Origin of the sequence: Stenotrophomonas sp. GD03680, from assembly GCF_029844625.1 — a bacterium.
Taxonomy (GTDB): domain Bacteria; phylum Pseudomonadota; class Gammaproteobacteria; order Xanthomonadales; family Xanthomonadaceae; genus Stenotrophomonas; species Stenotrophomonas maltophilia_P.
Genome location: NZ_JAOCKC010000003.1, coordinates 32,981 through 46,968 on the forward strand (window position 1 = coordinate 32,981; position 13,988 = coordinate 46,968).

Sequence of the window (13,988 nt, forward strand, 5' to 3'; positions counted from 1 at the left end):
ACAACGCGCGGAATTTATCCACAGCTTTCCCCACCCTCTGGGGGGCGGTAATACAGAGGGTTTCGAGGCCAGAAATCCTTTTTATTACAAAGACTTAACGTTGTTTTCCAGCGATTCTGTCTCTACCAGCACCACCAAGCTTTTGATTTATTCCACATTTTTTAAAGCATAGGGGCACGGAACCACATGCGTTTCACACTGCAGCGCGAAGCCTTTCTCAAGCCGTTGGCACAGGTCGTCAACGTGGTCGAACGCCGCCAGACCCTTCCGGTTCTGGCCAATTTCCTGGTCCAGGTGCAGAACGGCCAGCTTTCGCTGACCGGTACCGACCTGGAAGTGGAGATGGTGTCGCGGATCGCGGTTGAAGATGCCCAGGACGGCGAAACCACCATTCCGGCGCGCAAGCTGTTCGAGATCATCCGCGCCCTGCCCGATGGCAGCCGGATCACCGTCTCGCAGACCGGTGACAAGATCACCGTGCAGGCGGGTCGCAGCCGCTTCACCCTGGCAACGCTGCCGTCCAACGACTTCCCGTCGGTAGACGAGGTGGAGGCCACCGAGCGCGTGGCGATCGGCGAAGCGACCCTGAAGGAGCTGATTGAACGCACTGCGTTCGCGATGGCCCAGCAGGACGTGCGCTACTACCTCAACGGCCTGCTGTTCGACCTGCGTGGCGATGCGCTGCGTACGGTGGCCACCGACGGACACCGCCTCGCCCTGTGTGAAACGGATCTGGCCAAGCCCAGCGGCTCCAAGCGACAGATCATCGTGCCGCGCAAGGGCGTGACCGAGCTGCAGCGCCTTCTGGAGAGCGGCGACCGGGAGATCGAGCTGGAGGTAGGCCGCAGCCACGTGCGCGTGAAGCGGGACGATGTCACGTTCACCTCGAAGCTGATTGACGGTCGTTTCCCGGACTATGAAGCCGTGATTCCGATTGGTGCCGACCGCGAGGTAAAGGTCGACCGTGAGGCACTGCGCGCCTCGCTGCAGCGTGCGGCCATCCTGTCCAACGAGAAGTACCGCGGCATCCGCGTGGAAGTTTCGCCGGGCAACCTGAAGATCAGCGCGCATAACCCGGAACAGGAAGAAGCGCAGGAAGAGATCGAAGCCGATACCACCGTCAGCGATCTGGCCATCGGCTTCAATGTGAATTACCTGCTGGACGCCCTGTCCGCATTGCGCGACGAAGAGGTCATCATCCAGCTGCGCGACTCCAATTCGTCGGCGCTGGTGCGCGAGTCCAGCAGCGAGAAGTCCCGCCATGTGGTGATGCCGCTGCGTCTCTGACGGTTGCGCTGTTCCACGTGGAACCAGAAGACGCCCGGAACGTTCCGGGCGTTTTTTTTGGGTGGTTCCACGTGGAGCATCCCGTTTCTCCATCGTGCTGGATCCGCGTGGTTGCTCCTGTTGCTGACGCGACTATCCACAGACGTCGTTGCAGGCGCTGTCTGCCTTTCCTAGCTTCTAAATCTGGGTATAAATCTAAAGCCTGGTGGTGATGGTAGAGCCAGATTTCGTGGAAAACAGGGTCATCTCATTGATTTTATTGGCTTTTAATGTGCTGAAACCCCCTGCATATCGGCGCCTGGGGCTGGGGGGGAACCTGTGGATAGATTTCAGGCAGGGCCAAAGCGGCTTTTTTATCCACAGATTGCCCATACCTTGTGTGTAAGTAATACTGGGCCGCTGTGCATAGCGCGAAACCGCTGGCTTGAAATTCTTGAAATCTGTGGAACCGCCACGGGTGTTGGTGCGCAGATTTCAAGGAAATGCGGCAGGTTTTTTGCGGGCCGTCGTCCGTAAGCCGGTCAGGACACGTTCGCAACCGCGCCATGGTCTGCAGGGCGATAGCCTGACGCCAACGGCGGACTTGACCGATGCAGTAAGCTGATGGATTCCCTGCCCCTCTACCGCTTCGTGCGGATGGTCCTTCGCACCCCATGCAGATCCGTCGCCTCGTCCTGCACCAGCTGCGCCGCTTCGACGTGGTGGATCTGTCGCCACAACCGGGATTGAATTTGCTGACGGGCGACAATGGGGCCGGCAAGACCAGTGTGCTGGAGGCGTTGCATCTGATGGCTTACGGGCGCAGCTTCCGTGGTCGGGTGCGCGACGGCCTGGTGCGCCAGGGCCAGGATGCGCTGGACATCTTTGTGGAATGGGACGAACAGCGCGGCCAGTCATCGCCGCACCGCCGCAAGGCCGGTCTCCGCCATAGCGGACAGGACTGGAAGGGGCGTCTGGATGGTGAAGATGTCAGCCAGCTTGGCAATCTATGTGCTGCACTGGCGGTGGTGACGTTCGAGCCGGGCAGCCATGCTCTGGTCAGCGGTGGTGGTGAGCCCCGTCGGCGTTTCCTCGATTGGGGATTGTTCCACGTGGAACCGGATTTTCTGTCCCTGTGGCGCCGCTACTCACGGGCGCTCAAGCAGCGCAACGCCCTGCTCAAGCAGGGAGGGCCGGCGAGGATGCTCGATACGTGGGATCACGAACTGGCTGAGGCCGGCGAACCGTTGACCAGCCGACGTCAGCGTTATCTGGAGCGGCTGCAGGAGCGCACCATCGCGCTGGCGGCCAGTCTTGCCCCCCAGCTGGGTATCCAGGCGCTGGACCTGAGTCCGGGATGGCGCCGCCACGAACTGCCGCTGGCCGATGCACTGCTGTTGGCACGCGAGCGGGACCGGCAGGCGGGCTATACATCCGTTGGGCCCCATCGGGCGGACTGGAGCGTGGACTTCAGCCATATTCCAGGGCGGGACGCGCTGTCGCGCGGCCAGGCCAAACTCACGGCCTTGGCGTGTCTGCTGGCCCAGGCCGAAGACTATGCGGAACAGCGCGGGGAATGGCCGGTCATTGCTCTGGACGATCTGGCCTCCGAACTGGATCGCACCCACCAGGCGCGGGTGCTGGAGCGCCTGCTTGCCGGCCCGGCGCAGATCTTCGTCACGGCAACCGAAACGCCGGCCGCGCTGCAGGCGCTGACCGACATCACCCGGTTCCACGTGGAACATGGACAGATCGTGGCTGTGCCATAGTGCGTACAACAGGGCCGCTCGACCCTGGCTGGTATAATTCGGGTTGCAATCCTTTCATTCTCGGCGCACCGCTTCCTGTGGTGCCCGACCTGCGGAGCCTACGGCAAGCGCAATGAGCGACGAACAGAACACCCCGGTAAACAATGGCAACTACGACGCCAACAGCATCACCGCCCTGGAAGGCCTGGAGGCTGTCCGCAAGCGTCCCGGTATGTACATCGGCGACGTCCATGACGGTACCGGCCTGCACCACATGGTGTTCGAGGTGGTCGACAACTCCATCGATGAGGCGCTGGCCGGTCATGCTGACCATGTCGCGGTGACGATCCACGCCGACGGTTCGGTGTCGGTCTCCGACAACGGTCGTGGTATTCCGGTCGGCAAGCATGAGCAGATGAGCGCCAAGCTGGGCCGCGAAGTCTCGGCAGCCGAAGTGGTGATGACGGTCCTGCACGCCGGTGGCAAGTTCGACGACAACAGCTACAAGGTTTCCGGCGGCCTGCATGGTGTGGGTGTCAGCGTGGTCAATGCGCTGTCGCAGAAGCTGCTGGTGGACGTATTCCAGGGCGGCTTCCATTACCAGCAGGAATTCAGCAACGGCGCTGCCGTCAGCCCGCTGGCCAAGCTGGAAAGCACCACCAAGCGCGGCACGACCGTGCGCTTCTGGCCGTCGACCGTCGCGTTCCACGACAACGTCGAATTCCACTACGACATCCTGGCCCGTCGCCTGCGTGAACTGTCGTTCCTGAACTCCGGCGTCAAGATCGTGCTGGCGGACGAACGCGGCGATGGCCGGCGCGACGACTTCCACTATGAAGGCGGCATCCGCAGTTTCGTCGAGCATCTGGCCCAGCTGAAGACGCCGCTGCATCCGAACGTCATCGCGGTCAGCGGCGAATCCAACGGCATCACCGTGGAAGTGGCGCTGCAGTGGACCGATTCCTACCAGGAAACGATGTACTGCTTCACCAACAATATTCCGCAGAAGGACGGCGGCACCCATCTGGCCGGTTTCCGCGGTGCGTTGACCCGTGTGCTCAACAACTACATCGAGCAGAACGGCATCGCCAAGCAGGCAAAGATCAACCTGACCGGCGATGACATGCGAGAGGGCATGATCGCGGTGCTGTCGGTGAAGGTGCCCGATCCCAGCTTCTCCAGCCAGACCAAGGAAAAGCTGGTCAGCTCGGACGTGCGTCCGGCCGTGGAAAGTGCCTTCGGCCAGCGTCTGGAAGAATTCCTGCAGGAGAATCCGAACGAAGCGAAGGCGATCGCCGGCAAGATCGTCGATGCCGCGCGCGCGCGCGAAGCGGCCCGCAAGGCCCGTGACCTGACGCGCCGCAAGGGCGCGTTGGATATCGCCGGCCTGCCGGGCAAGCTGGCCGACTGCCAGGAGAAGGATCCGGCGCTGTCCGAGCTGTTCATCGTCGAGGGTGACTCGGCAGGTGGTTCGGCCAAGCAGGGTCGCAACCGCAAGAACCAGGCGGTACTGCCGCTGCGCGGCAAGATCCTCAACGTGGAACGTGCGCGCTTCGACCGCATGCTGTCGTCCGACCAGGTCGGCACGCTGATCACCGCGCTCGGTACCGGCATCGGCCGTGATGAGTACAACCCGGACAAGCTGCGCTACCACAAGATCATCATCATGACCGACGCCGACGTCGACGGCGCCCATATCCGCACGCTGCTGCTGACGTTCTTCTACCGTCAGATGCCGGAGCTGATCGAGCGCGGCTACGTCTACATCGGCCTGCCGCCGCTGTACAAGATCAAGCAGGGCAAGCAGGAGCTGTACCTGAAGGATGATCCGGCGCTGGACAGCTATCTGGCCAGCAGCGCGGTGGAGAACGCGTCGCTGGTGCCGGCCGCCGGCGAGCCCGGCATCGAAGGCGTTGCCCTGGAGAAGCTGCTGCTGGCCTACGCGTCCGCGCAGGACGCGATCGAACGCAATGCGCATCGCTATGATCGCAACCTGCTCGAAGCGCTGGTCGACTTCATGCCGCTGGAACCGGACACCCTGCGCAATGCCGGACAAGGCGAAGGCCTGGACGCGCTGGCCAGGCGCCTGAACCAGGGCAGCCTGGGCAGCCCGCGTTTCAGCCTGGAACTGCAGGAGGCCAATGAACAGCGCCCCGCGGCCGTGCTGGTGACCCGACGTCACATGGGCGAGGAGCACATCCAGGTGCTGCCGCTTTCGGCCCTGGAAACCGGCGAACTGCGCGCGATCCACCAGGCAGCCAAGCTGCTGCATGGCCTGGTACGCGAGGGGGCGACCATCACCCGCGGTGCCAAGTCGATCGAGGTCGATTCGTTCGTCAAGGCGCAGAACTGGTTGCTGGATGAAGCCAAGCGCGGTCGCCAGATCCAGCGCTTCAAGGGCCTGGGTGAAATGAACCCGGAACAGCTGTGGGATACCACCGTGAATCCGGATACCCGCCGCCTGCTGCAGGTACGCATCGAAGACGCCGTGGCCGCCGATCAGATCTTCAGCACCCTGATGGGCGATGTCGTCGAGCCGCGTCGCGACTTCATCGAAGACAACGCACTGAAGGTCGCCAACCTGGATATCTGACACAATCGGGACGTGGCCGGTGCGCGGGGAGGCGCGCCGGCCCTTGCCCCTTGATCGCAGGTATCTGATGTCCGCTTCCGCTCCGGTTTCCGCACCGCCGCCGGTTCCGCCGGCGACCGCCGCCCCCCGCGCCGCTTCGCCGCTGGCGGGATTCTTCATCGATCTGGGCATCGCCGCCGTCACCCTGTTCGGCCTGAGCCTGATCAGTGGCCTGTTCTGGGGCCTGTACCGCGGAATGATGGTCGGCTACGCAAACGCGAAGGCCAACGGCGCCGCACCCGATCCCGGCACCCTGACCGAAGCACTGGGCCAGCCGGGGGCCCTGGCGCAGATCCTGATGGCGCTGTTCGCTACCGGCGGCGCGGCCCTGCTGCTGTATTTCTGGCGACGACCGGCCAATGCGGCCGAACGCCAGGCGTCGCGTGACGCGCTGCGCCGGCCCTCCACCTGGGGCTGGACGCTGCTGGTGGCCACGTTGATCGTAGTGGGCAGCAACGGCATCGCCTTCCTGTCCCGGCAGTTCGGCATCGAACCGGTGCCGACCAACGTGGAACTGATGCAGAACGCGGTCGCGCGCTTTCCGCTGTTCCTGATGCTGTTCGCGGTGGTGCTGGCGCCGGCCTACGAGGAACTGCTGTTCCGGCGCGTCCTGTTCGGGCGCTTGTGGCAGGCCGGTCGCCCCTGGCTGGGCATGATACTGAGCAGCCTTGCCTTCGCCCTGATCCATGAAATTCCCGGCACCAGCGCCAACGGCCCGGCCGAGATCGCCCAGCTGTGGCTGGTCTACGGCGGCATGGGCGCTGCATTCTGCTGGCTGTACCGCCGTACCGGAACGCTGTGGGCGGCCATCGCCGCACATGCCCTGAACAATGCCGTGGCACTGGTGGCGCTGGTGTTCTTCGGCGCGACGTAACGGCTGTCCGCTTGACGAAAGATTAAGCAGCGACGATACACACTGCGCTCATGAACACGGGGGTGGACCCATGAAACAACTGCTGCTGGCCCTTGTCATCACCACCCTGGTCAGCGCCTGCGCGACCACCACATCGCCGACCGGACGGCGGCAGATGATCGGTGGCGTCTCGCAGGCACAGCTTGACCAGCTCGGCGCGCAGGCGTTCGCCGAGACGAAGCAGAAGGAAAAGATCAGCACGGACGGCCGGCAGAACGGCTACGTGCAGTGCGTGGTCAACGCGCTGGTCGCCCAGCTGCCTCCACAATACCGTGGCGTACGGTGGGAAACCGCCGTGTTCGTCGACAAGGAACCCAACGCTTTCGCCCTGCCTGGCGGCAAGGTGGGCGTGAACACCGGCATCTTCACCGTAGCCAGGAACCAGGACCAGCTGGCGGCCGTGATCGGCCACGAGATCGGCCATGTCATCGCCCGCCACCACGAGGAGCGCATCACCCGGCAGATGGGCGCGCAGACCGGCCTGGCGGTACTCGGCGCACTGGCCGGCGCTGCCTACGGCGAAGGCGCGGCCAGCACGGTCAACCAGCTCGGCGGCATGGGGGCACAGACGGCGTTCCTGCTGCCGGGCTCGCGGACCCAGGAAAGCGAGGCGGACGTGATCGGCCAGCGGCTGATGGCGCAGGCCGGCTTCAACCCGGCGCAGGCGGTGGACCTGTGGCAGAACATGATGGCCGCCAGCGGCGGACGCAGCCCGCAATGGCTGTCCACCCACCCCGATCCGGCCAACCGGATCCAGGAGCTGCGACGTGATTCCCCTGCCCTGATGCCGGTCTACCAGCAGGCGCAGGCGGCCGGACTGCGACCAAAGTGCGGATGAGTGCGCAGTTTCATGCTGTATTGCAGCACATAAAACGATTTCTCACGCCATCTGTTTCTGATACGTTTGGCGGCTCAGATTTTTCTGACAGTCCGACTTTGCCGCTATCCGGCGGTTCGATCGAGGTGAACGATGATTTTCCGTAAACACAAAGCTGTGCTTTCCGTCCTCGTCGCGACCGCCCTGACCGGCGCCGTGGTCACCGATGCGCTCGCGCAGTCCTCGCGTTCCTCCGACCGTGGCAACCGCGGCGGCAGCAGCAAGCAGGCCAAGGCCGAACCGCTGTACCCCAATGCGACCCGCCAGGAGCCGGCGGCCAAGTCCTCGGCCAAGATGGGTGGCAAGCTGCAGAAACTGGTAGACAGCTACAACAAGGAAAAGTTCCCGGAGACCCGCACCCAGGCCGACGCGATCCTGGCTGACAGCTCCGCGAACGAGTACGACAAGTCGCTGGCCGCGCAGCTGGCTTCGCAGGCCGCCTACCAGACCGACGACGTTGCCGCCGCCATCGCCTACCTGAAGCAGGTGCTGCAGTTCAACGGCCTGGACAACAACGGCCACTTCCAGTCGATGCTGATGCTGGGCCAGCTGCAGCTGCAGGAAGACCAGACCGCCGAAGGCCTGGCCACCCTGGACAAGTACTTCGCCGAGAGCAAGTCGACCAAGCCGGAAGAGCTGATCGCCAAGGGCCAGGCGCTGTACCAGCTGGAGCGCTACCAGGAAGCGATCCCGGTGCTGAAGCAGGCCATCGCCGGCTCCACCGAGCCGAAGGACAGCTGGAACCAGCTGCTGATGGCCGCCCTGTCCGAGGCCGGCCAGACCGGTGAAGCCGTGCAGGCCGCCGAGGCCCTGGCGGCGAAGAACCCGAACGACAAGAAGGCGCAGCTGAACCTGGCCAACATGTACATGCAGGCCGACCAGATGCCCAAGGCCGCCGCGGTGATGGACAAGCTGCGCAGCAGCGGCCAGCTCACCGAAGAGCGCGAGTACAAGCAGCTGTACTCGATCTATGCCAACACCGAGAACAAGGAAAAGGACGTCATCGCGGTCATCAACGAAGGGTTGCAGAAGGGCATCCTGAAGCCGGATTACCAGGTCTACCTGGCGCTGGCCCAGTCCTACTACTACTCCGACCAGGTGCCGCAGGCGATCGATGCGTGGCAGAAGGCCGCCCCGCTGTCCAAGGACGGTGAGACCTACCTGAACCTGGCACGCGTCCTGCATGCCGAAGGTCGCGTCCCCGAGGCCAAGCAGGCCGCCCAGCAGGCGCTGGCGAAGGGCGTGAAGAACCAGGCTGATGCCAAGAAAATCATCAACCTGAAGTAAGTAGGAATAACGCCTGAACGCCTGCTCAGTTGATGCGCAGGCGCTCAGGATTGGTATAAGCTTGGAGGTTCCTGCGGTGTCATGCACCGCTGATCAGGGATTCCGCCCCCGGCATCCCGGCCCCACTATTGAGCTCTTGGCGCATGACGGAACAACTAGTCGTTCACCGGTACGAACAACCCGATGACAAGGGGCTGAGCTGGCCTCGCATCGTCGGCATCGCGTTTGTAATCGCCCTGCATCTGGCCGCCTTCATGATGCTTCTGATCCCTGCCGTGGCTCCCAAGGCCGCTGCGGAGAAGGAACGCAATGTGATGGTGACCATCGTCGACGCACCGCCGCCGCCGCCTCCGCCGCCGCCGCCGCCGCCGCCGACAGATACTCCGCCGCCGCCGGTGAAGAATCTGTCGCCGCCGAAGCCGTCGCCGGTCCCGCCGCCGCCGCAGGCGCCGGTCGTGGACGTGCCGGAACCGCGTCCGAACGATATCGTCACTCCGCCGACCCCGCCGTCGCCGCCGACCCCGCCGGCGTCGATCGAGGCCAGCGTGGACATCTCGTCCAAGGCGATGAATCCCCCGCGTTATCCGCCGGCAGCATTCCGCGCTGGTATCCAGGGTGAAGTGATCCTGATCATTGATGTCGATGCCAGCGGCAACGTCACCAATGTCACGGTGGAAAAGTCCAGCCGTAACCGCGACCTGGACCGTGCTGCGATGGAAGCAGCACGCAAGTGGCGCTTCAACGCCGCTGAATCTGGCGGTAAGAAGACGGCAGGTCGCGTTCGCGTCCCGGTCAACTTTGCGCTGAACTGATGCGTTCGGGTGGCTTCGGGCCACCCCCGCTCCGGTTCGATTGTTTAGCTTAGCTACACCCTTTATCACCACACACAACAAAGGTAAGCGTCATGCTGCAGGAAATTTTCATCGCCGCTGCTGCCGGGGGCAATCCGTCCAACGCCCTGTCGCAGATGGGCTTCGAGCACCTGATCCACGAAATGACCACCAAGCCGGGTGATTTCGCTGTTTCCTGGGTCGTGCTGCTGACCCTGGTGATCATGTCGGCCATGTCCTGGTACTGGACCGTCATCAACATCTTCCGCGCCACCCGCCTGAAGAGCGCTGCCGATCGCGTCGTCAGCCTGTTCTGGGACACCCCGAACGCGCAGGACGCCATCCGTGCGATGGAAGAGCAGCCGGCTTCGGAGCCGTTCTCGAAGATCGCCCTGGACGCTGCCCAGGCAGCTGCCCACCACCAGCGCGCTGAAGGCGGCGGTACCGGTGGCCTGGGTGAGAACCTGAGCCGTTCGGAATTCGTCGACCGCGCCCTGCGTCAGGCCGTCACCCGCGAAAGCAACAAGCTGCAGTCGGGCATGACCCTGCTGGCCACCGTCGGCGCGACCGCTCCGTTCGTCGGTCTGCTGGGTACCGTGTGGGGCATCTACGGCGCGCTGATCAAGATCGGTGCCACCGGCTCCGCTTCGATCGACGCCGTTGCCGGCCCGGTGGGTGAAGCGCTGATCATGACCGCGATCGGTCTGTTCGTCGCGATCCCGGCCGTGTTCGCCTTCAACTTCTTCAGCAAGATCAACAGCGCGACCATCAGCAAGTTCGATACCTTCGCGCACGACCTGCACGACTTCTTCGCCACCGGTTCGCGCGTCCGCTGATTGCGGCGCGCTTCCACCCGCGACGAAGCAAGTAGTCATCAAGATCTAGACGGAGCCCGTTATGGCTTTCAGTAGTGGTAACAGCGGCGGCCCCATGGCCGACATCAACGTTACGCCCCTCGTGGACGTGATGCTGGTGCTGCTGATCATCTTCATCATCACGGCGCCCCTGATGTCCCACAAGGTCAAGGTGGATCTGCCGGAAGCCAACCTGATCCAGAATCCGGATGACGCCGAAAAGCGCTCCGGTCCGATCACCCTGGCAGTCAAGGAAGACGGCTCGATCTACTGGAACGACGAAGAAATCACCAAGCAGACGCTCGAGTCGCGCTTGGCGACCGCCGCCCAGCAGACCCCGCAGCCGCCGCTGAACCTGCGTGGTGACCGCACCACCAAGATGCGCGTCATCAACGACCTGACCAAGGTCGCGCAGGAGCAGGGCATGCTGGACGTCGGCTTCGTCGCGACCAAAGAAAAGGGGCAATAAGCCATGGCATTCAGTAGTGGTGGTGGCAAGGGCCCCATGGCCGACATCAACGTCACGCCCCTCGTGGACGTGATGCTGGTGCTGCTGATCATCTTCATCGTGACCGCGCCGATCATGACCTACCCGATCGCCGTGGACCTGCCGCAGCGCGTGCTCAACCCACCGCCGCAGCTGGTCGAACCGCCGCCGCCGATCGAACTGAAGATCGACGCCAGCAACCAGGTCTCGTGGAACAACAGCCCGATCAGTACCAGCGAGCTGCAGCAGCGGATGGAACAGGAGGTCCAGCGTGACCCGACCAACCAGCCGGAACTGCGGATCGATGCAAGCCCGGATTCCGAGTACGACGTGATGGCCAAGGTTCTGGCTGCCGCGAAGAATGCTCAGATGAAGAAGATCGGCTTCGTACAGCAGTAAACGCAATACCGCAACACAACAGTCATGACGCGACTGCAGACGCCCCTGGAGACAGGGGCGTCTTTTTTTGTGCCTGCGAAGCCCGACGGGGTCAGATCCCTTTCCCTGCGGAAAAGGGATCTGACCCCCTCTGACTTCACGCGCCCGCTATGATCGGCGCATGCTCGCCCTCTTCGACTCCCTCCGCCACTGGCTTGATGGCATTGCCCACCTGGGTTCGATCCTGGCCGTGGCCTACCTGCTGTACCTGCTCGCGCTGGCGGGCTGGATCATGCTGCAGAAGCGCGAACCGGTAGCCACGCTGAGCTGGATCCTGTCGCTGGCCCTGCTGCCCTACCTCGGCCTTTTCATCTATTACCTGCTCGGTCCGCAGAAGGTGAAGCGGCAGCGCCTGCGTCGTGGCCGCGCGCGATCGGGGATGGAGCATTACAGCGACGTCTGCCCGCCCGATGCCGATTGCACCGAGCTGGCCAAGATCGCCCAGGCCACCACCGGACTGGCGCCGAGCAGTGCCACCGAAGTGACCTGGCTGGTCGATGGCGCGGCGACCTATGCCGCGCTGCTGGAAGCGGTGGCGCAGGCGCGTGACCACGTGCATCTGGAGTACTACATCTTCAATCCCGACCATGCCGGAACCGCACTGCGTGATGCCCTGGTCGAACGTGCCCGCGCCGGCGTGCAGGTGCGGCTGCTGCTCGATGCAGTGGGCTCGTCCGCGGTGCCGCGACGCTTCCTGCAGCCGCTGCTCGACGCCGGCGGTGAAGCGGTCTGGTTTCATCCCCGCCAGCTGCTGAAGCCCTTCAAGCGACCGTGGCTGAACCTGCGCACCCACCGCAAGCTGGTGATCGTCGATGGCCGCCTCGCGTTCACCGGCGGCATCAACATCACCGATGACGAGGATGAGAGCCGCAACGCCAACGCCTATCGCGACCTGCACATGCGCATCCGCGGTCACGTGGTCCGCAGCCTGCAACTGGTGTTTGCCGAGGACTGGCTCTACGCCAGCGGTCAGGACCACTCGCATTTCGACATCGCGCGGATGTGGCCGGCGGACATGCCGCTCCGCGGCGAAGGCTCGATCAACGCACAGGTGCTGGTGTCCGGCCCGGACTCGGGCTGGGAGACCATCCACCGGCTCCACGTGGCGGCCATCCAGGAAGCGCAGGAGCGCGTGTGGCTGGTCACGCCCTACTTCGTGCCGGGCGAAGCCGCGCGGATGGCGCTGACCTCGGCCGCGCTGGGGGGACTGGACGTGCGCCTGCTGGTGCCGAAGATGAGCGATTCCTGGTTCGTGACCCAGGCCGCACGGTCCTACTTCGACGAGCTGCTGCACGCCGGGGTGAAGATCTACGAGTACGGCCCCCGCATGCTGCATACCAAGGCCTTCATCGCCGACGACGACGTCTGCATCGTCGGCAGCGCCAACTTCGACCATCGCAGTTTCCGCCTGAACTTCGAGCTGTCCATGATGATCAGCGACCGCGAGCGGGTGGCCGCCCTGGCGGGCCTGCTGGAGGCCGAGTTCGAGCGCGCTACCCGCGTGCACGACCAGGCCGCGGCCCGCTCGCTGTGGCTGCAACGCCTGCCCGAGGCCTTCGCGCGCCTGGCCTCGCCGCTGCTGTAAGGCGGCGCTACACTGCGGCGATCATCCGGGGAGCCTGACTATGTACTGGTTGTACCTGCTGCCGGCGCTGGGCTGTTTCGCCTTCGCGCTGAAAACCCCAAGCCCGGGGCTGATGGCGCTGGCGCTGCTGGCGGCCCTCGCCTTCCTGCTGGCCTGGGTGCGTGGCCGCTACGTGGCCCGGTTCGGTGATCTGCAGAGTGATCCCTCAACCCTGATCGATGCCGACGAGCTGCGCCGCCTGCGTGAGCAGGCCGAGGCCCGTGGCGCGGATCAACGCGACGAACACGATCCGTCCCCTCTTTCCAAGTAGTACCGTTCGATGACCCAGCTCAGTGTCAACGTCAACAAGATCGCCGTCCTGCGCAATTCGCGCGGTGGTGCCGAACCCGATGTGGTGCGTGCCGCTCAGGCCTGCCTGGATGCCGGCGCCCATGGCATCACCGTGCATCCGCGACCCGATCGACGTCATATCACCGCCGAGGACGTAATGGCGCTGTCCACGCTGACCCGCGTCCGTGGCGTCGAATTCAACATCGAAGGCAATCCCTTCGCACCGCCACGCGACGGCTACCCGGGGCTGCTGCCGCTGTGCGCGCAGACGCGTCCGGCGCAGGCCACCCTGGTGCCGGACGGCGATGGCCAGATCACCTCCGACCACGGTTTCGACTTCGAGCGCGACGGCGAGCGCCTGCGTCCGCTGGTGGCCGAGCTGAAGGCGATGGGCTGCCGGGTCAGCCTGTTCGTCGATGCCGGCAACCCGCTGCTGGAACAGGCGGCCGAGGTCGGCGCCGATCGCATCGAGCTGTACACCGGACCCTATGCCGAAGCGCACGCCGCAGGCGACGCCGCAGCGATGCTGGCGTTGTTCGCCACGGCCGCGCGCCGCGCGCAGGCCGTGGGGCTTGGCGTGAATGCCGGCCATGACCTGTCGCAGGACAACCTGCGTGACTTCCTGGCGAACGTGCCGGAGGTGCTGGAGGTCTCGATCGGGCATGCGCTGATCGGCGAGGCCCTGTATGACGGGCTGGATGCGACCGTTCGGGGCTATCTGGCGCTGCTCTGAGGTAGCGC

General features: G+C 64.3%; 13 protein-coding genes. All 13 read left to right on the forward strand.

The features are described from left to right. The first annotated feature begins 186 nt into the window (after positions 1-186). The 13 genes from dnaN to N5J29_RS04550 all read left to right on the forward strand — a co-directional run bounded on the left by dnaN (position 187) and on the right by N5J29_RS04550 (position 13,980). Positions 187-1,287: a DNA polymerase III subunit beta gene (gene dnaN, locus N5J29_RS04490; protein WP_005411731.1), complete on the forward strand. Its 1,101-nt coding sequence runs from the start codon at positions 187-189 to the stop codon at positions 1,285-1,287. Between the two features lie 653 nt (positions 1,288-1,940). Further along, positions 1,941-3,035 carry a DNA replication/repair protein RecF gene (recF, locus tag N5J29_RS04495; RefSeq protein WP_164151459.1) on the forward strand — a complete coding sequence of 365 codons (1,095 nt, stop codon included), beginning with the start codon at positions 1,941-1,943 and terminating at the stop codon, positions 3,033-3,035. A gap of 112 nt (positions 3,036-3,147) precedes the next feature. Further along, entirely contained in the window at positions 3,148-5,607 is a 2,460-nt protein-coding gene (gene gyrB, locus N5J29_RS04500) for a DNA topoisomerase (ATP-hydrolyzing) subunit B (RefSeq protein ID WP_164151460.1), read from the forward strand. 67 nt (positions 5,608-5,674) lie between these two features. Further along, positions 5,675-6,520 carry a CPBP family intramembrane glutamic endopeptidase gene (locus N5J29_RS04505; RefSeq protein ID WP_053517218.1) on the forward strand — a complete coding sequence of 282 codons (846 nt, stop codon included), beginning with the start codon at positions 5,675-5,677 and terminating at the stop codon, positions 6,518-6,520. Between the two features lie 70 nt (positions 6,521-6,590). Further along, positions 6,591-7,397, forward strand: a complete 807-nt coding sequence (locus tag N5J29_RS04510) for a M48 family metallopeptidase (protein WP_053517217.1) — start codon at positions 6,591-6,593, stop codon at positions 7,395-7,397. Between the two features lie 132 nt (positions 7,398-7,529). Next, positions 7,530-8,723 carry a tetratricopeptide repeat protein gene (locus tag N5J29_RS04515; protein WP_164151462.1) on the forward strand — a complete coding sequence of 398 codons (1,194 nt, stop codon included), beginning with the start codon at positions 7,530-7,532 and terminating at the stop codon, positions 8,721-8,723. A gap of 254 nt (positions 8,724-8,977) precedes the next feature. Then, positions 8,978-9,535, forward strand: coding sequence for an energy transducer TonB (locus N5J29_RS04520; protein ID WP_204313624.1), 558 nt, complete (start codon positions 8,978-8,980; stop codon positions 9,533-9,535). A gap of 92 nt (positions 9,536-9,627) precedes the next feature. Next, positions 9,628-10,389, forward strand: a complete 762-nt coding sequence (gene exbB, locus N5J29_RS04525; protein ID WP_053517213.1) for a TonB-system energizer ExbB — start codon at positions 9,628-9,630, stop codon at positions 10,387-10,389. A 61-nt stretch (positions 10,390-10,450) separates the two neighbouring features. Further along, the gene (locus N5J29_RS04530) at positions 10,451-10,876 is read left to right on the forward strand and encodes a biopolymer transporter ExbD (protein ID WP_053517212.1); all 426 of its coding nucleotides are present in this window, start codon (positions 10,451-10,453) and stop codon (positions 10,874-10,876) included. Between the two features lie 3 nt (positions 10,877-10,879). Further along, complete coding sequence (locus N5J29_RS04535; RefSeq protein WP_053517211.1) at positions 10,880-11,293, forward strand: biopolymer transporter ExbD; 414 nt, start codon at positions 10,880-10,882, stop codon at positions 11,291-11,293. A 160-nt stretch (positions 11,294-11,453) separates the two neighbouring features. Continuing rightward, positions 11,454-12,917, forward strand: coding sequence for a cardiolipin synthase (cls, locus tag N5J29_RS04540; protein ID WP_065182132.1), 1,464 nt, complete (start codon positions 11,454-11,456; stop codon positions 12,915-12,917). A gap of 40 nt (positions 12,918-12,957) precedes the next feature. Continuing rightward, positions 12,958-13,227 (forward strand): hypothetical protein, encoded by a 270-nt coding sequence (locus tag N5J29_RS04545; RefSeq protein ID WP_053517208.1) that lies wholly within the window; start codon positions 12,958-12,960, stop codon positions 13,225-13,227. 9 nt (positions 13,228-13,236) lie between these two features. Further along, positions 13,237-13,980: a pyridoxine 5'-phosphate synthase gene (locus N5J29_RS04550; RefSeq protein WP_111187091.1), complete on the forward strand. Its 744-nt coding sequence runs from the start codon at positions 13,237-13,239 to the stop codon at positions 13,978-13,980. Positions 13,981-13,988 lie beyond the last annotated feature (8 nt).